The sequence below is a fragment of the Providencia sp. Je.9.19 genome (genome assembly GCF_051129765.1).
GTDB lineage: Bacteria > Pseudomonadota > Gammaproteobacteria > Enterobacterales > Enterobacteriaceae > Providencia.
Window position 1 is genome coordinate 1301749 of the sequence record NZ_JBCPSS010000001.1, and the last position, 22548, is coordinate 1324296.

Annotated in this window: 16 protein-coding genes; 2 read left to right on the forward strand and 14 right to left on the reverse strand. The window is 40.5% G+C overall.

Annotated elements, in window-relative coordinates; all coding sequences use genetic code 11:
- Positions 1–72: 72 nt before the first annotated feature.
- Together AAZR93_RS06040 and AAZR93_RS06045 are read right to left on the reverse strand one after the other, a co-directional pair.
- On the reverse strand, positions 73–711 hold the full coding sequence (locus AAZR93_RS06040; RefSeq protein ID WP_434719245.1) for an RpoE-regulated lipoprotein: 639 nt from the start codon (positions 709–711) through the stop codon (positions 73–75).
- Between the two features lie 91 nt (positions 712–802).
- Positions 803–1234 carry a GNAT family acetyltransferase gene (locus tag AAZR93_RS06045; RefSeq protein WP_294110639.1) on the reverse strand — a complete coding sequence of 144 codons (432 nt, stop codon included), beginning with the start codon at positions 1232–1234 and terminating at the stop codon, positions 803–805.
- 136 nt (positions 1235–1370) lie between these two features.
- Here AAZR93_RS06045 and hemF point away from each other — a divergent pair, with 136 nt between their 5' ends.
- Positions 1371–2288: an oxygen-dependent coproporphyrinogen oxidase gene (gene hemF / locus AAZR93_RS06050; RefSeq protein ID WP_294110637.1), complete on the forward strand. Its 918-nt coding sequence runs from the start codon at positions 1371–1373 to the stop codon at positions 2286–2288.
- 159 nt (positions 2289–2447) lie between these two features.
- Complete coding sequence (locus tag AAZR93_RS06055; protein WP_434719246.1) at positions 2448–3581, forward strand: M4 family metallopeptidase; 1134 nt, start codon at positions 2448–2450, stop codon at positions 3579–3581.
- 190 nt (positions 3582–3771) lie between these two features.
- Here AAZR93_RS06055 and rluF read toward each other — a convergent pair whose 3' ends face one another.
- The 12 genes from rluF to AAZR93_RS06115 form a co-directional block, all read right to left on the reverse strand.
- Positions 3772–4632 (reverse strand): 23S rRNA pseudouridine(2604) synthase RluF, encoded by an 861-nt coding sequence (gene rluF / locus AAZR93_RS06060; protein ID WP_434719247.1) that lies wholly within the window; start codon positions 4630–4632, stop codon positions 3772–3774.
- A 214-nt stretch (positions 4633–4846) separates the two neighbouring features.
- Complete coding sequence (gene der, locus AAZR93_RS06065; protein ID WP_434719248.1) at positions 4847–6325, reverse strand: ribosome biogenesis GTPase Der; 1479 nt, start codon at positions 6323–6325, stop codon at positions 4847–4849.
- A gap of 140 nt (positions 6326–6465) precedes the next feature.
- Complete coding sequence (gene bamB, locus AAZR93_RS06070) at positions 6466–7638, reverse strand: outer membrane protein assembly factor BamB (protein ID WP_294110629.1); 1173 nt, start codon at positions 7636–7638, stop codon at positions 6466–6468.
- 20 nt (positions 7639–7658) lie between these two features.
- Complete coding sequence (locus AAZR93_RS06075) at positions 7659–8282, reverse strand: YfgM family protein (protein WP_434719249.1); 624 nt, start codon at positions 8280–8282, stop codon at positions 7659–7661.
- Between the two features lie 10 nt (positions 8283–8292).
- Entirely contained in the window at positions 8293–9570 is a 1278-nt protein-coding gene (gene hisS, locus AAZR93_RS06080) for a histidine--tRNA ligase (protein WP_434719250.1), read from the reverse strand.
- Between the two features lie 262 nt (positions 9571–9832).
- The gene (ispG, locus tag AAZR93_RS06085) at positions 9833–10954 is read right to left on the reverse strand and encodes a flavodoxin-dependent (E)-4-hydroxy-3-methylbut-2-enyl-diphosphate synthase (RefSeq protein WP_434719251.1); all 1122 of its coding nucleotides are present in this window, start codon (positions 10952–10954) and stop codon (positions 9833–9835) included.
- Between the two features lie 160 nt (positions 10955–11114).
- Positions 11115–12083: a cytoskeleton protein RodZ gene (gene rodZ, locus AAZR93_RS06090; protein ID WP_434719252.1), complete on the reverse strand. Its 969-nt coding sequence runs from the start codon at positions 12081–12083 to the stop codon at positions 11115–11117.
- Between the two features lie 196 nt (positions 12084–12279).
- Positions 12280–13461: a bifunctional tRNA (adenosine(37)-C2)-methyltransferase TrmG/ribosomal RNA large subunit methyltransferase RlmN gene (locus AAZR93_RS06095; RefSeq protein WP_336431050.1), complete on the reverse strand. Its 1182-nt coding sequence runs from the start codon at positions 13459–13461 to the stop codon at positions 12280–12282.
- A 277-nt stretch (positions 13462–13738) separates the two neighbouring features.
- Entirely contained in the window at positions 13739–14164 is a 426-nt protein-coding gene (gene ndk, locus AAZR93_RS06100; protein ID WP_294110618.1) for a nucleoside-diphosphate kinase, read from the reverse strand.
- A gap of 237 nt (positions 14165–14401) precedes the next feature.
- Positions 14402–16723 carry a peptidoglycan glycosyltransferase PbpC gene (pbpC, locus tag AAZR93_RS06105; RefSeq protein WP_434719253.1) on the reverse strand — a complete coding sequence of 774 codons (2322 nt, stop codon included), beginning with the start codon at positions 16721–16723 and terminating at the stop codon, positions 14402–14404.
- Between the two features lie 67 nt (positions 16724–16790).
- Entirely contained in the window at positions 16791–21830 is a 5040-nt protein-coding gene (locus tag AAZR93_RS06110; protein WP_294350069.1) for an MG2 domain-containing protein, read from the reverse strand.
- Positions 21831–22083: 253 nt separating this feature from the next.
- On the reverse strand, positions 22084–22536 hold the full coding sequence (locus AAZR93_RS06115; RefSeq protein WP_434719254.1) for an enhanced serine sensitivity protein SseB C-terminal domain-containing protein: 453 nt from the start codon (positions 22534–22536) through the stop codon (positions 22084–22086).
- Positions 22537–22548 lie beyond the last annotated feature (12 nt).

A 22548-nucleotide genomic window follows, 5' to 3' on the forward strand; every position in this document is an offset into this window, starting at 1 on the left:
ATGATGAGAAATATTAAAAAGATAATACCGTAAACGTTTGATTCGCTTACGGCATTTTGCAAAAGAAGATAATTACTTGGTCCAAATAATTTGTGAAACTTGCCAATCTTTAAGGTCACTATCTGAAGGCATTAAATTTTCAGGTCCATGCCACTTACCACTAAATCGATAAACCACTTTTTTGCTTTGCTTTGCGGTACATTCGACCGTAGGTATATCATTCATTCTGGCGCCAAGTATGCAAACTCCAAAAGCTTTATCATAAATATCGCTAAATGAAGTACCCACTTTAGTATCCCATTCAGTCACTACATCAGGGTCGCTAATGATAATGCGTGAAACATACCCATTCTCTGGCCCGATGACTTCAATTTTAATTTTTTCATCATCAATACCTTGGAAAATAGTCACCACATCGCCATTTTCCATTTGCATCCCACTTCTCATTGTATATCGGTCATCAAGTTGCTCTTTGACAATATCCATCTTCATTGGCGTCATACTCGTCACTTGACCGACACCTGAATCTGACACGACCAATGGACTACTAAACCAAGTCAATGGTGACGTAAACCAAGTCGATGGCGAAAAAGCACTTGTACCTGCACAACCTGACAATAATACAGTGCCCACGAGTAGGGTTACCTTTAACATTTTTGCCATAATACTGACATTTTCCATTGTATTTTGGGACATTGTACTTTGAGACATAGCATCCTCTTAAATCGGTTGTGTAATCCATACTGTGACAACCTATTTAAAGAAACATTCAAGAAAATATCTCTATATAAGGTCAATACACTTAAAAATCGGTGTCATGAGATAACTTTTTAGAATAAATCAGACGCACAGGCTGCTCTTCTTCATACAACATTTTTTCAAACATACAGGTTGCCTCATCAAATTCTTCATTCAGCAATAATTCAATTTTTGCACAGCCTCGTGCGATTAATTTTTTTTCGAGACGGCTTACCAACGCGTTTGCGATCCCACGACCACGGTACTCGGGATGAACCGCTAAATAAACAGCCGTTCCGCGAATGCCATCATAGCCTCCCATAATGGTACCAACCACTTCACCTGTCACTTCAGCAACCAAAAAAAGATCTGCGCCACATTGTAATTTACGCTCAATATCAAGTTCAGGATCCCCTGTAGATTCATTCAAATCACAGCGTTCCCACAACGTAATAACTTCTTCATAATCACTTTGGCGGAAAATACGTATTTCCATAATAATTATCCAATTAAACTGAGCTTTCTGTCATTATCACTGCTTTTTAAACACAATCAATATTCAATATGCCTTTTTTAGTTCAAAAGGGTATACTTTACCCATTATTTTTTGCTGATGGTTCTATTAAAAAACAATGAATTACCCTGATATTGCTCGTGTAAAATCCTTTTTGCAAAGCTTGCAAGAGACGATTTGCCAAAAACTCACTGAACTCGATGGTAAAGAAACTTTTCTAGAACAAACATGGGAACGCTCTGAAGGTGGTGGTGGACGTAGCCGCGTCTTGACGAATGGTGCAATTTTCGAGCAAGCCGGTGTGAATTTTTCGCATATCAAAGGTGAAAAACTCCCCGCCTCCGCTTCCGCTCATCGCCCTGAACTTGCAGGTCGTAGTTATCAAGCAATGGGCGTTTCTTTAGTCATTCATCCCCTAAATCCTTATATTCCAACCACTCACGCCAATGTGCGTTTTTTTATTGCCGAAAAAGAAGGTTGTGAGCCTGTATGGTGGTTTGGTGGTGGGTTTGATTTAACGCCTTATTATGGTTTCAACGAAGATGTCATTCATTGGCATACCGTTGCCAGAGACCTCTGTACACCCTATGGCGCTGATATTTATTCTAAATATAAAAAATGGTGCGACGAGTATTTTTATCTAAAACATCGTAATGAGCCACGCGGTGTTGGTGGCCTATTCTTTGACGACTTAAATCAGGACGACTTTGAGACTTGTTTCAATTTCACCCGTGATGTTGGAAATGGTTTTTTACAAGCCTACGCACCTATTGTTGAAAAACGTCGAACCCATTCATGGGGTGATAGAGAACGGCAATTTCAATTATATCGCCGTGGCCGCTACGTAGAATTTAACTTAGTGTGGGATAGAGGAACTTTATTTGGTTTACAAAGTGGAGGCCGTACTGAATCTATTTTGATGTCCATGCCACCATTAGTCCGCTGGGAATATGATTATCATCCTGAAGCCGACAGCCCAGAAGCCAAGTTGTATACAGACTTTTTAGTTTTGGGAAAAGAGTGGCTAGACAAATAACTAATGGCACAAGTTTATGTAATAAAACAGTAACGAGTCGAGATTATAACTCTAATATAAATTAGCAGTAATTACTTAAAAACCTTAATTATCAACTAGTTACATTTATCTCATTAGCAGTTTATGATTCCATTTCACCCACATGAAATGGAGTCAATTATGAGTAAAATTCTTGGACGTTCACTGTTATCACCTTGTTTAGTTTCTAATTTCTATAAAGAAACTCAATGCATACATTTAAAAAATACACTTAACCATATTAATGAAATTATGAGTCGCACTTATTCAGAAGAAGATGCGGCATACCAGAGAAGTTTATTTTCCTGCGCTAGTGGTAACACTAAAAGCTATAATCGAATCATTAGAGATGCTAAAAAACGCAGGGAAGATAGATATCACAACCATTCTGATCTACCTATTTGCAGCCGTGATAAAATGCCAACAGATCAGCACATGCCTCATCAAGATTTCTCCATTGTTATGCAAGAAGAAGATACCGTTGCACCTAGCATGGCTGCGCACCATGTTTTTCATTCCATCGGGATCATTCGTTCATTTTTTGAAGAGAAATTAAACATAGATAAAATGTTTGGATGTGATACTGATATTAATGCGGTCATTCATTATGGTTCAAATTACGCCAATGCATTTTGGAATTCTCAAGCTATTTTCTTTGGGGATGGTGATGGTAAAACTTTTGGCCCTTTCTACAATGATATTGATATAGTAGCCCACGAACTTTCCCATGGTTATATTAGTTCTCAAGCAGATTTCGATTATGTATTTCAATCTGGTGCACTGAATGAATCGGTAGCGGATGTTATTGCCATCATGGTAAAACAGTTTGTTAATAACGAAAGTGCAAACGAGTCTAATTGGCTATTAGGCGAAAATCTTTTCCTTGATAAAGTCAGAGCCCCCGCATTACGCTCATTAAAGGAACCCGGTACAGCTTACCACATAGATAATCTCAATTATGACCCGCAAGTCGGTCACATGGATGATTATATGGAACTCTCTATTTTTGTTGATAACGGTGGTGTCCATATCAATTCAGGGATACCCAATAAAGCATTCTATCTATTAGCATGCGAGCTCGGTGGAAATTCATGGGATGTAGCAGGGAAGATTTGGATTGCGGCTGTTTCTGACCCTCTAGTTACTCGAACCTCAACATTTAAACAGTTTGCTAATGCTACAGTTAGAGCAGCTAAAAACCTGTTTGATGAAGATATATCAGCTAAAACGATCCAAAGCTGGCTTGATGTAGGGGTACAACTAGATAATATCTAAGTATTAACTTATTAGTTTTAAATAATAAATAGCCTCAATTAATCATCTATTTTTCTTTGTCGGCCGTAAATTTGGCTGACTTTTAAATTAAAATAGATTTAGATATTAAAAGGCCTACATCTAAGAAATTCAATTTCTATTTCTTTTCTTCAGCCTTTCAGTAAACAACTCTTCTTAATCTATTTCCAGATTAACGTTTTTTCTTTTTACGCCCCGGTTGGGTAAATTTTTTCTGCGATGATGTATCTGGTTTAGCTTTAGGTTTAGCTGTTTGGGTATTAGGCTTAGCCTGCACTTTTGGCTTAGCTTGTTTTTTTGGCTTTACATCAGACTCTGATTTTTCAATTAAATTAAATAATTCAATCAATTCGTCATCTGTCAAATCTCGCCACTCACCCACTGGAATACCCGTCAATTTCACATTCATGATGCGAACACGTTCAAGTTTCGTCACTTCAAAACCAAAATGTTCGCACATCCGACGAATTTGACGATTAAGACCTTGAACTAAAGTGATCCGGAAAACAAACGGAGCTTCTTTTTTAACTTTACATTTCTTGGTCATCGTACCGAGGATAGGTACACCAGCGCCCATGCCAGTAATAAAATCATCAGTAACCGGTTTATTCACGGTCACAATATATTCTTTCTCGTGAGAGTTACCAGCACGTAAGATTTTATTCACTAAATCCCCATGGTTTGTTAGAAAAATCAAACCTTGAGAATCTTTATCTAATCGGCCGATTGGAAAAATACGAGTACTATGATTCACATAATCGGTAATGTTATCTTTTTCACCACTTTCGGTAGTGCTCACAATGCCCACTGGCTTATTCAGCACAATTAGCACTAAATCATCTTCATCACGCGGCTCTATCAGTTGTCCGTTAACTTTAACCACATCACCACTAAAAACTTGTGAGCCAATGGCTGCGCGTTTACCATTAATAAAAACATTACCTTGCTCAATATAACGGTCAGCATCACGTCTAGAGCAAATACCACTCTCACTAATATATTTATTAAGACGAGTAGAAGCATTAATTTCCATTGTTACCCTCAATTATTAGCACCATATATAAATTTTATCTTTATCTATTTTAAATGGGTTGGTGCTCGATTTTTGAATGACTGACTATACTTTCAGAACTGCAAGAAAAACATAACTCATTAAATATAGTAAAAAGCCGTAACAGCATGAATTTGTTACGGCTTTTTAGTAGCTTGCTGAAAGTAATTAATTACCTTCGCATTCGCTTTTAAAACTAGCGTTTTTTCATATGCTGCATCAGGCGCTTACGCTTACGTAGCTGAGTTGCCGTTAGTTTATTTTTCTTGTTTGCATATGGGTTTTCGCCTTCTTTAAATTGAATGCGAATCGGTGTACCCATCACTTTTAAAGACCGACGGAAATAATTCATCAAATAACGCTTGTAACTATCAGGTAGATCAGTGACTTGGTTACCATGAATAACGACGATTGGTGGGTTATGTCCCCCCGCATGCGCATATTTTAATTTCACACGACGACCACGAACAAGCGGCGGCTGATGTTCATCTTCTGCCATGCTCATAATGCGTGTCAACAATGCGGTTCCAACTCGACGTGTCGCTGACTCATAAGCTTCTTGCACTGATTCAAACAGATTACCCACACCACTACCATGCAATGCAGAGATAAAATGGATACGTGCAAAGTCAACAAAACCAAGACGTAACTCAAGCATATCTTTGACATGGTCACGATCTTCAGGCTTCATACCATCCCATTTATTGACCGCAATCACTAAAGAACGGCCGGCATTAAGAATAAAGCCTAATAAAGACAAATCTTGGTCTGAGATACCTTCTCGTGCATCAATAACCAGTAAAACAACGTTTGCATCTTCAATAGCTTGCAGCGTTTTAATTACTGAGAATTTTTCAACTGTTTCAGTCACTTTACCGCGTTTACGCACACCCGCAGTATCAATCAATATATATTCGCGCTCGTCGCGTTGCATCGGAATATAGATACTATCGCGAGTCGTGCCTGGCATATCAAAGACAACAACACGATCTTCGCCTAAAATACGGTTTGTGAGGGTAGATTTGCCCACATTAGGACGCCCAACAATTGCCAATTTTATCGGTAATGTTGTTGGATCGAAATCATCTTCTTCCTCTTCAGCAAGCTCATTTTCAGCTTCCAGCGCAGCCCAGTATGCGGCATTTTCTTCTTCATCGGTGAGCTCAACATCTTCATCTTCAGTTTCGATGAAAGGTTTTAATGATTGCTCAATCAATTGAGTCACACCGCGGCCATGGGAAGCGGCTATTGGATGAATTTCACCAAGACCCAGTGAATAAAAATCACCGATAACTGTGTTTGCATCAATACCATCTGTTTTATTTGCAACGAGATAAGTTTTTTTCTTGCGGCTACGTAAATGCTTTGCAATACCTTCATCAGCAGGCATTAACCCTGCTCTCGCATCGACCATGAATAGGACGACATCGGCTTCTTCAATCGCTTGTAACGATTGCGCAGCCATATGCGTTTCTACGCCCTCTTCTGTACCATCGATACCCCCTGTGTCGATAATAATAAATTCATGCCCTTCTACTTCGGCACGACCATATTTACGATCACGAGTCAGACCGGGAAAGTCCGCTACAAGTGCATCACGGGTACGGGTTAATCGGTTAAATAACGTGGATTTTCCTACGTTTGGACGCCCAACCAGCGCTACGACGGGTATCATTCTTAGATGCCTCACAACTTTAATTAACTAAAAGAATTCTGACGCATAAGTACAAGCACACTCAGAAAACAAAAAAACGAAACGGTTCCTTGATTCAGGAACCGTTAATTTTATCGATAAATTGACAACTTGTCAGGAAATTAACGCGTTAACAGATAAACCGTTCCGTTTCTTGCCTGAACCATTAATTTATCACTAGCAACAACTGGGCGACTATGAATACCAGAGCTGTTTAGCTTGTTTTGCGCGACAAAACCGCCAGTAGCCATATCCAACCAGTGCAGGTAACCTTCTTTGTCACCCACCACTAAATAACCATTAAACATTTCAGGCGCTGATAAACCACGGTTGAGCAAATCTTCTTGTGTCCACAGAGTCACACCATCACTCTTACGTACGGATAATACGCGATCGTTCTGGTCAACAAGATAAAGATTCTCGCCCGAAAGCACCATGTTATTCACTGAGCCTAATTCGCGTTTCCACAGAATTTGACCTGAACGCATATCCAAAGCCGCTAATGTTCCGTTATATGCGATTGCATAAACTTTACCATCATCAATAATTGGGCTCATATCAACGTCATCCAAGCGACCAATCTCGGTAGAGCTTGTTACTTGAGAAATACGTTGTTGCCAAATCAGCTGACCTTGCGAAAGTAATACAGCACTAACTCGACCATTATCACCACCAACAATGGCGGCACCGAAGGCGACACCCGGCGCTGATTCACCACGTAAAGACAATGAAGGCGTATCCATGTTCACTGTCCATTTAATTTCACCGCTGTTTTCATCTAACGCTTGCAGTTGTCCATTACTGGTGTGGATCATCACGAGATCATTGCTCACCACAGGTCTAGATAATGCTTCACCTGCGACTGGAACATCCCAAACGACCTGACCGTCTTCTTTATTCAAAGCAATGACGGTACCGCGTTCAGTTCCAATGAAAATTTTATCATTAGAGATAGTCAAGCCACCGGATAACAGCGCAGATAAATTCGCAGAAAGGAAACCTGTACGCTTCGAGAGATCAACAGACCAAATTTCTTTACCACTATCAAGCTCTAGTGCTTTAACTAGACCTTTACGATCGGCGGCATAGACAGCAGTACCGTCCCATACTGGTGACAGCTCTGAATAAAATTGTTCAGTACCATTACCCACTGATTTATCCCAAACGATAGATGGGGTAAATTGATTTTCAACCTGAGGTAGCGGAGCCATGATAATAGAATCAGTTTCGCTAGAACAACCGGCAAGTAAAGCTGAAGCGACTAGGCCAATCAAGAGAGTTTTGCGCAACTGCATGTTTGTCGTTTCCTTTCTTCTTATGAATTAGATACGTTGTTCAATTTCAGAGTTAAAATGCCTCTGAGAGATTGAGAACCATCACTTTCTAACCCCTGAGTGTACGCCGCTTTCGCGCCTGCTTTATCACCCTTTTGGAGCAAAACATCACCACGGACATCCTGTGCAGCAGCCTGCCATGACTTACCTTTAATATTTTCAATCGACGTCATCGCTTGGTCTAGATTACCAAGAGCCAATTGGACTCTGGCTAAACGAAAACTAATTAAATCTTGCATATCGACGGTTTTAGCTTTCGCTAAAGCATCAGTTAATGCTTTTTGTGCATTAGCCAAATCGCCTTTATCCACTGAAATCTGAGCAAGTTCAAGCCCCATCATTGCGCTATAAACATCATCTGTTTCCGCCGCAAATTTTTGTGCGGCTTCAATTCCTTGAACAGTTCCTGAATGCAACTGAGTGCTAACAGCTTCATATTTTTGAGCACTTTCTTGTAAAACGTTAGTTTTATGAGATTGCCAGTAATTCCAACCAAATACGCCACCCACACCGATGACAAGGCCAACCACTAATGCAACACCATTATTAGCAAAAAAACGCTTAATCGCATCGACTTGATCATTTTCGTTTGTATAGACTTCCACTTGTCTCTCCTTAACCTAACAGCTCAGCTAAACGCGATGCCATTAATTGCTGTGAAATGGTTTCTTGGTTGCCCGTGCGCAAATCTTTGATTGTCACTTGGCTATTTTGAATTTCGTCTTCACCCAAAATAAGCGCGATTTTAGCACCTTGCTTATCAGCTCTTGCAAGCTGTTTTTTAAAGTTGCCGCCGCCATGATTGGTCATCAAACGCAGTGTTGGCAGCTCATCACGTACTTTTTCAGCCACTAACAATGCAGCTTGTTGGCTATTTTCACCAAATGAAGCCAAATAAACATCAGCCACTGACATATCTGCGATAAATTCTGGGTTAACTTCTTGAACCAGTAGAACCATACGTTCCATGCCCATAGCAAAGCCAACAGCAGGTGTTCCACGACCACCAAGTTGCTCAACCAGACCATCATAACGACCACCTGCGCAAACCGTCCCCTGAGAGCCAAGTGCAGTTGTCACCCACTCAAACACGGTACGATTATAATAATCTAGGCCACGAACCAAACGTTGATTCACCCGATATTGAATTCCAGCGCTATCTAACAGCTTACATAAGCCGTCAAAATGTTCACGTGATTCCGCATCGAGGTAGTCAAATAGCTCCGGTGCATCATTTAATAGTGTTTGCACATCACGATTTTTTGAATCCAAGACACGCAAGGGATTAGTATACATACGACGTTTACAGTCTTCATCGAGCGTTTCTTTATGCTGCTCAAGGAATGCAACTAATGCATCACGGTAGTTAGCACGTGCTTCAAGTGAACCAATTGAGTTCAGTTCAAGCGTTACGTGATCGCTAATCCCTAATGCTTTCCACCAGCGTGCAGTCATTAAAATAACTTCTGCGTCTATATCAGGACCGGCTAAACCAAAAACTTCTGCACCTAATTGGTGGAATTGGCGATAGCGGCCTTTTTGAGGGCGTTCATAACGGAACATTGGCCCCAAGTACCATAAACGCTGTTCCTGATTGTACAGCAAACCATGCTCAATACCTGCGCGTACACAACCGGCAGTATTTTCAGGCCGCAAAGTCAGACTTTCGTCATTACGATCATTGAAAGTATACATTTCCTTTTCAACGACATCCGTAACTTCACCAATCGCTCTACGAAATAGCGGGGTCTGCTCTACAATCGGGGTACGAATTTCACTAAAACCATAACCCTGTAAAATATTTTTCAATGTTGCTTCGATTTTTTGCCATACTCGGGTATCAGCTGGCAAGTAATCATTCATGCCACGAATGGCCTGGATATTTTTTCCCACTTTATTTCTCTATTTTCAGAATTACATAAGTTCGATTATAAGAGCGAAGTATCTTCAGGTTCAATCAACAAACTGTATTTAGTCCCTGCAATCGGGATTATTCTGTTGATTTACACCATTAGCACTTAAAATTTCAAAAATCGGCCAATCAAAAATGCCGTGACACTCAAAAAATAACTCAAGTTGAATGCGAATAACTACACTACAACTTGAAGCATGACGAGTATATAAAAACTGGCTCATTCGAGCCAGTTGTCCAATACTATTTTTCGAGCAAATTAACTTCTATACGATTACTTTCATCAAGCATCGCCGCTTTAGCACGAATTTTGGCCTCAAGCTGATCGATAATATTATTGTTATCAAAACGCTCTCTTTGACGAACACCGTCTTCATAGAAACCGCTTTTCGTTTTTGCACCGGCAACACCCAGAGTTGAGACTTCAGCTTCTCCTGGGCCATTCACCACACAACCAATAATAGAAACATCCATTGGCGTAATAATATCTTCTAAACGCTGCTCTAATTCATTCACCGTGCCAATTACATCGAATTCTTGACGCGAGCAAGTTGGGCAGGCAATAAAATTAATACCACGGGAGCGAATACGCAACGATTTCAGTATATCAAAGCCCACTTTAACTTCTTCAACAGGATCTGCGGCTAATGAAATACGTAAAGTATCACCGATACCTTCTGACAATAACATACCAAGGCCAATAGCTGATTTTACAGAACCAGCACGTGCGCCACCTGCTTCAGTAATTCCTAGATGCAAAGGCTGATCGATTTTAGTTGCTAGCAAGCGATAAGACCCGACAGCCAAGAAAACATCAGAAGCTTTAACACTAACCTTGAATTGGTCAAAATTCAGTCTATCTAAAATATCAACATGGCGCATTGCTGATTCAACCAACGCTTCAGGGGTCGGTTCACCATATTTTTCTTGAATATCTTTTTCTAATGAGCCGCCATTTACACCAATACGGATTGGAATATTGTAATGACGAGCGCAGTCAACAACCTGGCGAATACGTTCTTCGCTACCGATATTTCCGGGGTTAATGCGTAAACAATCAACACCATACTCCGCAACTTTTAAGGCAATACGATAGTCAAAATGAATATCAGCCACTAATGGTACGTTAACACGTTGCTTAATGAGTTTGAATGATTCTGCGGCATCCATCGTCGGAACAGAAACACGTACGATATCAACGCCAACACGCTCTAACGCTTGAATCTGACGAACAGTCGCATCGACATCTGTTGTACGTGTATTCGTCATTGATTGAACGGCGATAGGTGCGCCATCGCCAATAGGCACATTGCCTACATAAATACGGGTGGATTTGCGTCTTTTTATCGGTGATTCAGTATGCATTTTTTGTTAATTCTCCAAACGTCCATGTGCTCTTTAATACTTTAGTATAATGTATGGTTCTTACTTCTTACGCATTCCACTATACACAAGAAAGCAAACTATAAACTATCACAAAAGAGGTTTTAGGATATAGTCTGCTTCTTTGCATTATTCTTACCAATTAAGCTTCTGGTAGTTTTAATCTAGCTGGACGGTTGGCTTTAATAAATCGGCTAAGATCAACGGTATTACCTTGAAACTGAATAGTCACATTCGCTGGTGCGCCAATATTTAAGCGAAAAGGCTGTGTACCATTTAACTCTAATTTATCACCGCTATTTTTAGTTCCGCTGAAAACGATTTTATTATTCGCATCACGGATCTCTAACCAGCAGGGTCCGCTGAAATTCAACGCCAATGCGCTCGTGCTAACAGGCGCAGCATCGACAGTTTCAGCAGATTGAATTCGATTAACAGCAGGCGTTGATTGCTGTGTATTTGGCAATGGGATCGTTCTAACCGGCTGCACTTCGGTATCTTGAATACTCAAAGGTTGATCTTGAGTTAATGTAACCGCGGCGCCATCAACAGTATTATTATTAACGACCGGATTAGTAACAGGATTAGCCACTAGCGTATCTACAGATGGACTTGATAACTCAACCGGATTTGTATCGCTACTTTGTTGAGATAAAATCAAATCACTTTGATTTGCCATTGTAACCAGCTCATCTTTTTGAGCGTTATGATCTTGCCACCACCAAAAACCAACCATTGCTATCAAAACAATAACAATCAACCAAGTCAGTTTCATTAACCAACCTTCGCGTTTTTTGCGTTTTTTACCCAGAGAGTAACTTTGCATTGGGGAAACATTTGAAACTTGGATAGGCTCATCTGTTTTTAATAAAACCTGTATTTCACTTTCGGGAATACTCACCATACGAGCATATAATCGAATATAGCCACGTAAAAAAGTAGGTTCTACACCGGTTGGATGAATATCTTGTTCTATCTCTTTTACTGTACTGATCTTCAGGCAAAGCCTCTCCGCAACAGTTTCTTGAGATAAGCCCTTACGCTCACGCGCTTGTGATAATAATTGTCCTACAGTGACATTAGTTTGTTCGCTATTATTTTCGATAGTCATTTGCTGATAGCACTATTTCCAAGTTGAAAAAATATAAAGCAAACTTTACAGCGCTTTATTCGTCTTAGTTCATCATAGCTATGAAGCAACAATTAAATTTATTGCTCCAACTATTGTAGGTGAATAAGGGTATTTTGCCTAACCATAAAATACCCCGAATCATAACCTAACTCACTGATTAGATATTATCTATAAGTCAGACTGCTTTTACCTCAATAGGTTCCCCGACTAAGCGTTTTTTCAATGTCCGCTTCGTTCTATCGATAACATCGCCAGCCAATTGTCCGCAAGCAGCATCAATATCATCACCACGAGTTTTGCGTACTATTGTTGTAAATCCATATTCCATCAATACTTTAGAAAACCGGTCGATACGACTATTCGAGCTGCGCCCGTAAGGTGCGCCAGGGAACGGGTTCCAAGGAATCAAATTAATTTTACTTGGCGTATTTTTTAAGCACTCAGCTAACTGATGGGCTTGTTCAACGCTATCATTGACATGATCTAACATCACATACTCAATGGTTACACGGCCTGAGTTTGCATTCGATTTAGTCAGATACTGATTAACACTCGCTAACAAAGTTTCGATATTGTATTTTTTATTAATAGGCACAATATCGTCACGGATATCATCTGTAGGCGCATGTAACGATATCGCTAATGCCACATCAATCATATCACCGAGTTTATCGAGAGCAGGAACAACACCTGATGTCGATATTGTCACTCGGCGTTTAGATAAACCAAACCCAAAATCATCAAGCATAATTTCCATGGCAGGCACTACATTATTCAGATTAAGTAATGGTTCACCCATTCCCATCATTACAACGTTAGTAATTGGACGACGACCACTGGATTTTAATGAGCCAATTATTTTAGCCGCACGCCATACTTGGCCAATAATTTCAGAAACACGTAAATTACGATTGAATCCTTGCTGAGCCGTTGAGCAGAATTTGCATTCAAGAGCACAACCCACTTGTGATGATACACATAGAGTTGCTCGGTCATCCTCAGGGATATAAACCGTTTCAACTTGTTGATCGCCAACGGCGATTGCCCATTTGATGGTGCCATCAGATGAGCGTTGTTCTTCAGAAACTTCAGGCGCACGAATCTCAGCAATGGCCTGTAGCTTAGTACGAAGCACTTTGTTGATATCGGTCATTTGCTCAAAATCATCATAGCAGTAGTGATAAATCCATTTCATCACTTGATCAGCTCTAAAGGGTTTTTCACCTAATTGAACAAAAAATTCACGCATTTCTTTGCGATTTAAATCAAGTAGATTAATTTTTTGATTGTTTTTTTCTGGCGTGACAGAAATAGCAGAAGAAGTGGCACATTGTGCGCTGGTAGTCGTATTGGACATGGTGTATTGCCTCGTTATTACACTTTCGGCGACGCTAATAATAGCACAGCATATATAAATAAATAGAACGTATTTTATAACAAAAATTATAGGAGCATTTGGCAGTAATAGAGCCTTCAATTTAACGAAAAACACTAATAGCACGCTAAATAATTCGAGTTGCTATAAAAAACAAACTGCCCTGTTAACCTATAAATAGATTAACAGGGCGAGCATTGTACAAACTTTATAATCATAATGCTAATGCATTACAATTATTACACGCTAAATTTATGTATTAACGTGGGCAAATTTCATCTTCAGCGAAGAAATAGGCGATTTCACGTGCTGCTGACTCTTCAGAATCAGAACCGTGTGTTGCATTTTCAGTGAAGCTATCAGCGTAATCTGCACGTAAAGTGCCGGCTAAAGCGTTATCTGGGTTTGTTGCGCCCATCAGATCACGGTGACGTTGAATTGCATTTTCACCTTCTAAAACTTGCAGCATGATTGGACCTGAAGTCATGAACTCAACTAAACCGTCAAAGAAAGGACGACCTTTGTGTTCTGCGTAAAAGCCTTCCGCTTGTTCACGCGTCAAATGCATCATTTTAGCAGCAATAATAGAAAAGCCAGCGCTTTCAAAACGATGATAGATTGCACCAATCACATTTTTCTTCACTGCATTTGGTTTGATAATTGAAAATGTACGTTGAACCGTCATAAATAACCTCTTAGCGTTTTATTTGACTTTAATTTTTTATTCTTTTTATATCAAGAGTATAAAAATATGAGTCTGTTTTAGTTTTAATATTATTTCTATTCCTGATCCAAGGAAGCAGAAAATAAGGCGTTGATTATAGGGGTTACAGTTACAATTTCCTACAGTCATATCAACATTTTGTTAAACTTTTCGTAGCAAAAAATACTATTTTTTTGACTAAGTCACACTTTTTGTCTACTACTTAACTCTAAAGTTTAATGCTGTCACCTGTCCGCTCAAATCTAATACTGAAATCTGATAGTTTCCGACCTTATCCAACGTCAGTAAAATACTGCCATTATGTTCAGTTTCATTGACTTGCTCGCCATTTAAAAACCACCATTTATTCCCCTGACCACCTTGAGTCACTAGGCGCAAGTCTAAACTGGTTTTGCCCGGTAATCGCTGTAACACCTCACCATCTCGAATACCCGAAATATGCAATGGCGGCATTTCAAGTTTAAGTGGAGGGCAAGCTAAATCTGGTTTTGGTAAACGGTTTTCTCGTTTCTCGCTTGCTGGAAGCCATGATTCAACAGTAATTGGCCACAGATGGACCTCTTTTTCTGTCGCATTTGGGCAATCAGCCGCAACTTGTAAACCTTTGTCGTTCAACCAAATTTTTTGTCTTAATCCCAATAATGATTCTTGGTCTCTTGCCATTAGCGTTGGCGGAATTGTATTATCCAAAATCCAGCTCAAACGGCGCTGGCGACAATTATTATCATCTTGAAGTAACGCGGTTCCACCCGGCCAGCAAATAACCGCTTGGCTCACACTAGCAGGTTTAGTATCTTTCGGTAACGGCTCGTGGGACTGATATATTCTCGCCAACAACATATTATTGACTTGATTCATAATTGGAATTGCTGTGGCAAAACCAAACTGCCCTGCCACTGGCGTCGCATCAGGACGTCCAACCCAAACACCAATGGTATAGCGAGGATTAACGCCAATAGCCCAAGCATCGCGATAACCATAACTGGTACCGGTTTTCCACGCCAAATTTAATTGTCCCGATAAATTCATATCCGGTACTGGTCGCGCTTCTCCCCCCATAATGCGACGAATAATCCAAGCCGCTCCCGGTGAAATTAATGTTCTATCACGCAATGTATCTGTCGGTTTAAAACGAAGAGGAGAAACCTTACCTTGGCGAGCAAATGCACTATATGCAGCGACCAAATCATCCATTCTCGTTGCAGTACCGCCTAAGATTAATGATAGATTGGGCTCGCTCCCCATAGGAAAACGTAACTCAGTACCAACATTACGTAACTGCGCCGTAAATCGTTTACTCCCATAAACATCCAGTAATTGCACAACAGGTAAGTTCAGTGAGCGCACTAAAGCATCGCTCACACTAACGGGACCATTAAAACCACTATCAAAATTACCAGGACGATAGTCGTTAAAACGCCGGGGAACATCTTGTAATAATGATTCCGCATGAATGAGCCCATCATCCATTGCTAATGCATATAAAAATGGTTTCAATGTTGAACCGGGTGAGCGCCAAGCACTTATCATATCAACATGACCAAAACGGCTGTCATCTTGAAAATCTATCGAACCAATATACGCTTTCACGCTCATATCAGTATGATCAACAACTAATATGCCGAGGGAGGTTTGTTTAGGTAGCTGATTTTTCCAATTTAACGCCATCTCTTCCAATTGGCTTTGTAAACTCGCATCAATGGTTGTTTCAATGACAGGCTCCTGAGTATCTTTTACAACTCGACGAGCCAACAAAGGCGCTGAATGTGGATTTTTGCGTGGAGCTAGCCAAATTTGCTCTTGTTTGATGTCTGCAACTTTTTCAGCACTCCAAACTTGATACTCGACAAGCCTATCTAAGACTTTATCACGTGCAATTTGAGCCCGTTGAGGGTAACGATCTGGCCTTAAACGACTTGGGGCTTGAGGTAAAACAGCAAATAATGCCGCTTCACTGGAGGTCAATTTAGCGGGAGATTTATTCAAATAAACCCAACTTGCTGCGCCAATTCCTTCAATCGTTCCACCATAAGGCGCCCGATTGAGATACATTTCAAGAATTTCATCTTTTGAATAATGGTATTCAAGTTGCGCAGTACGCCACAACTGTTTCAATTTGCCCAAAAGCGTGCGGTCATGCGGGTCAATTAACCGAGCCACTTGCATAGAGATAGTACTACCGCCAGAGACAATTCGTCCTGAACTGATAAACTGCCCAGTTGCTCTCACCAGTGAAAAGGGATTCACGCCCGGATGACGATAAAAATGGCGATCTTCATAAGTCAGTAGCGCTTCAATAAATTCAGGTGATACTTCATCCAGTTTAACCGGAAAGCGCCAAATACCGTCTTTATCGGCAAAGCGCCAAAGAGGCGTCCCATCAGCCGCGACAACGGTTCGTGCCATTTCAACTTGTTTAATTGGCAATGGCCAAATTTTATCTGCTGCCAAAAATAATAAAGGCAACAAAATCACCAGAAACACGAGAGTCAATCCAGTGCGACATAACCATTTTTTCATTGATGAATGTACCGCTAGTTAAGAAGAAAGCCCTTATATCATACAATATAAGGGCTTAAGGTGAAGATTAACGCACTATTTCTAATTTACCATCTGAATAGCCTGTTGCACGCCATTCAGGTACATACATGGATTCCACTTGCGGTACTGGAATGCTATATACACCCGGCGTTACCGCACGCGCCAAATAAACCAAGGTCGTTGGTTTATACTGTTGAACTTCAACAGCGGCCACAAAGCGGTCATCACGATATTCCATATGACGAATTTGCGATTGTTGCATATCATCAATCATCTCTTGTAAGTTTGGTGCTGACTCACTGAGATTCGCACTGCTATTCGCTAAGTTTTGGTTTTCTAACTCTAAACCAGCAGGCAACAAATCAACAACTAGTGCATCGGGTACGGTTTGAGATGCAGTAACATCCAATTTAACCACCACCATTTCACCACTTCTTAGTCTATCAAGTGAAACGCGATTACCTTTCATATCATAGTAACTACGTTGAACACCAAGTACATTTGAACTCGGTTTTGGTGAGCTCTGTGGATAACCAACCACATTCAAGCGAGTATAAAGTGTATTAGTGCCGCTATTTTCAATACTGTAACCATTTTGTATCTGCTCTTTGGTCAAGAACTCACTCACGGGTTTATCAGAAACCATCGGAGGTTCTTGTCCATTGATCAGCGCTTTCCATGGTGTTTCAGTTTCATTGACATAGTAACGACCCGCTAAGTACAGCGCATTATTTTCTTGAGTTGAGAAATAACGCTGTGAGGTCAAATTATTCGCCAACGATTGTAATTTTTGATCACGTGATTTAGGCATCAGGTTGTATTCATTTAGTAATGCAATGATCAATGCATCATCACGAACCACAGAACCATAATCGCCCACATAGCTATAACCACTGCGTTGTTTTTTCAGACCATCAATAATCGCACTTTCACCGCGCGCTTTATCGCCCATCAAATTCAACGCCACACCTAATTGAACTAATGGTAATCCACTGGTGGCATTACTATTTTGTCCATAAATCTGACGAAGTGCACCAAGCGGCGCTTTTTGTTGAGTTGCTAGCACTAAACCTGCATAGGCTTGAGTTGCAAAACGGGCACCAGCTTGGTTATCGGTATAAGGGTAATTAATTTGATTTGCATCTTGCAAATAGCTTAACAAACGCGTATTCGCATTATTCAACGCATCCTGTGGTACGGTGAAACCACGTTGATTGGCTTTATTTAAAAAGTCAGCAGCATAAGCGGTTAACCAATATTCCTCTGAACCATTTCTGTCCCATAAGGAAAAACCGCCATCCCCACGTTGCATACTTAACAAATGAGGAATACCAATTTCAATCGCTTTATGACGATCTGCATCAGTTTGAGAATTAATACCTAATTTCTTCAGTTCTGCTTGTGTAGAGAATAAAGACGGATATAACCCACTAATGGTTTGCTCAAGGCAACCATACGGATAAGCAAATAATTCTCTGATATAACGAGAGATTTGTATCGGAGGACGACTACTTAGTAGCACTTGCCCTTCAAGCGTATCCGGTTGCAAACCTAAGATTTCGTTGGCTGGCAACGACCATGCAGTACCGGGCTCAATCGTCGTAGCAAAAGAGATGGTTTCCGCAGGCTGAGCAGGACGAACCCCGACTTTCCAGCTATTACTGTAGTCTTTGCTCGCTTCACCTTTAATCTTCACACCATTAACGGTCATGGTCACTTCACCTTCACCAAAGCCATAATCAGCTTTTACTGGCAATGTTAACGTGGTGCGTTTACCTTTTTGCAATTCAACTTCACGGCTGGTCACGCCATCAAGTTTCACCATCCCTGTTGCTTTAAAGGTCACTGATACATTCTGAGTGTTCTCAGTCATATTAGTGAGATCAAGAGAGAAATAGGACTTATCTCCGCCCGCCATAAAGCGTGGCATTGACATTTGTGTCACTAGTGGCGCTGCAACTGTTACTTTGCTATCGGCATGACCAAAATCTTTTCCATTCCATGCTTGAGCCATTAAACGCAATTCACCATTAAAATCAGGAATAGCGAGAGTAATTTCACCTTCGCCATTTTTATCTAATGTGACAGGCTGCGCTTGCTCTGCAATGATTTGTACTTCAGTCAGCGGCTTCATTCCCCCACGTTCCATTGCGGCATCTTCACCATCACCACCAAAACGTAAGTTAGCCACTTTACCTTGGCCTTCAATCAGATGACCATAAACATCATATTGATCAACGCTGTAACGCTTACGACCAAAGAAAGCATCGTACGGATCTGGCGTTTTAAAATCAGTAATATTCAAGACGCCCGTATCCACCGCAGAAAGTATCACATTGACTTTCTCAGGCAGTGGTTTTCCATCTTGCGCAGTCGCTTTAATTTTTACCGTAAGATCTTGATTCGGACGCATTTTATTTGGCGAGGTTAATGCCAAGGCAATTTTACGATTTTCATCGGCTATCGGAAGATGTAATACGCCAACCGCACGTTTTACGGTCGCTTCTTTTGAATCATCCCCTGGACGCACAACAACGGTAGAAATATAGAGATCATGACGCGCCCACTCTTTATTCACAGGCACTTCAATATCTAAGCCATTTTCAGGCACGTCGATTTCTTGCCACCACAGCGGACCATCGCTAGATTCGAGTAAAATATAACCTTTACCCGCTTTTGGTGATTCAATACGAACTTTCGCTTTTTCGCCCGGTAAATAGGCCGGTTTATTCAAGCTTAATTTGACCTGATCAGGACGAACAGAACCACTACCGCCAGTGTTATCTTGCCATGAATAACCCGCCCAGAACTGAATGCTGCTGACTAATTGATTTTCAGGATTCAACACTTCTAAACGAAATGTGCCCCAATCCACAGGGAAAGCAATCTTGGCGGTACCATCTTTAGCAATCGTAATATTTTCATTTGCCATCACTAAATCTTTTTGATCATAATTTGATGACCAACCACCACTTTCAGACCAACTCCAGTAATAATCACGGCGCTCGTACACTAAACGTGCTGTTAAATTTTCAGCCGCGAGTTTATTACCCGCCGCATCGGCCATGACTAATTCAAACTCTGCTAATGAATTCTCATCAACATTATGACGTTTTACATAACGGTCAGTACGGTAATCATAAATTTCTTTTTTAGCGAATAATGGACGAATACCGACTAGCTTATCCGCAGGCCAAATCGCTTGTTCAGCGCGACGGGTCACTGGTCGCCCACCCGCTTCTAATAAGCTCGCTTGTAAGATTGCAGAAATAGGTGAACGCGTAGATTCCCAATTACTTTTTGGCAGTGAGATAACGGTTTCACCGCTATCATTTAACGTTAGGTCAAACTCATCCAGTTTACGAGGTAAACCTTCTTCATTCATGGCACCAAATTCAAAGCCGGGTAATTTAGCAACGGCTTCACGGTTTGCTTTGAGCAAAACTTGCCCTTGCAGCTCGTTATTTGCCGCAGGTGCACCATAGAGATAACGACCTTGAATATCAAAATCAACTGATTCAGTATTCAAAATTGGGGTATCACTCGTCGTAATATCAAGTGCCATACGCTCTGGCATAAAATCTTCAACATTAAATTTGTAATAACGCAAAGGAGAGCCATCACCTAAATCAAAGCGGAGTGACCAACCCCCCGTCTCTGCATTTTTAGGGATTTCAAATTGATATTGATACAAGCCATCTTGTTTCTCTTGCGGCTGCCAAACAAAACTACGAACAACTTGCCCATCCGTTTTTAATACATCAACTTTAACGGGTTGTGATTTAACTGGATTACCATCGCCATCACGCAGCAAGCCATTGACTAATAATAACTCCCCCGGACGATAAAGATCACGCGGTCCAAAGGTGAAAAATTGCTTTGCAAAACCAGCAGGGCCTGAAATATCAAACTCAGATAAATCAAGTGCAGGCTGTGTTAAGTCAATCATACTGGTTTGCCCTTCATGGGTTGCCAGTAATAACTTTCCACCTGCTAATTTTTCTAATTGTGCATGACCATCACCATCAGTCGTGCCTTTCGTTACTAACTGTCCTTTATCATCAAGAATGCGTAGCTCAACACCTTTAATGGCGGAACCTTTTGCAAGGGATTGCGTGAAGACATCGACACGGTCTTGATAACTATGTAATGAAACGCCGATATCACTGAGAGTAAAAACAGTCGCAGGGAACTGATAACTATAGCTACCCGCTTTTTGCATGATGGCTAGATACACGCCATCTTGCTGTAATTCTTTGATATCTTTAAGCGGTAATAAAACAGTTTGGCGGGTATTTTTATCTGGATTAAGGTCAAAACGTCCAGTATAGGCAAGCTCAACTTTATCGAGAAATTCATCTGAATACCAATATTCGTAATTACTGCGATATTGCCAAGTTGCTAAAAATTGTGGTAATTGTTTTTCATCAACACGGAAAAAGTTAACGTCGACTTTATCAACATTAAGTGCAATGACAGGCAATCCCTGTGCAACTTTACTTGGTAATAAAGAACCTTTACTTGCAAAACCAACCGTTGGAATAATTTGTGCAGTTTGGAATTTTTTATCAAAGTTTGCTGTAATCGTGCGTTCGTTAACCGCTTTAATGCCAGGAATAACAGATAGGTTCAGCTCTTTAGATGGTGGTAAGTGGCGGAAACGTAACTCTAATTGGTTATCTGAAAGTTCCCATGCACCATCTAATTTTCCAGCTTTAACATCAACAAGATTTAAAAATTGGCCGAAATCTTGGTTAGGCTCAATAGGTACTGAGAAAGTGACAACCATAGCACTAGCGCCATCAAGCTGTAGCTCAGAGGCATCAAGAATTTCCAGATCTTTTCCTGCGTATTTTTTCACCATCTCTTCAGTAGAGAGCTTTGGTGCGGATTTCTTTTGTTCCGCAACTGGTGCTGTTTTAACTTGATTTTCGCTTGCTGTTGAAGAAACATTGGTGTCTTTTTTAGTGGTCTCTTCCGTATTATCACAACCCGCTAATGCCACAACAGATGCTAATGCAAGTGCAATATAACGCTTTTTGGTTTTTAGACCCGTCAATGAAGCCCAACTTGATTGTTGTTTCATTACCGTCCCATCCTTTAACGAGTTAAAATTATTATGTTTATTGAGCTCAAACTGATTGTTTGAACATTTAAGAGATTTAGATTTAACTTAATATTATCAATATACCAAGACCGTATATTATCAATATACCAAGACCGTCGATATTGTTTCAATTATCGACGTAATTTAACAGAATGTTATAAAAACACCTATCAGACAAAACGGAAAAATAAAGACCAGTAAAAACTAGTCTTTATTTTAAGAAGGGAATTAATTACGTATTTTTAATTGGAATGGTATCACGCAAAAAGCTACCTAAACGGCGCTGATAGAAAGGTTGAACATGCTGAGTAATAAAGTGACTGAGACCTTTTTCTTCTTCATTAACTAAGCAAAAATCAATTGATTCTTCATCTGCTAAATATTCACAAGCCAGTGTTCCCGCATCATGAATAATGGCATCAATATTTTCAGCACCCGCGACAAACTCTAATGCAACCATTAAAATCGTCATTTCTTCGCCATCTTCATTTTCGAGCGCCGAAACAATAAAGGCTCGTCTGATGACTTTATGTTGTTTAAAGAATTCACTTAACGCAGTTGTTAACGCTTCAGGCTCTTGCTCAAGCACACTTAATTTAAGAGCCGAGCCTTCTGGTACGGTTAATTCCGTATATTCAATCTCACTTTCTGAGTTAGATGCTTTATCATTTGATTGCTGCGACATTGCCAATCCTCT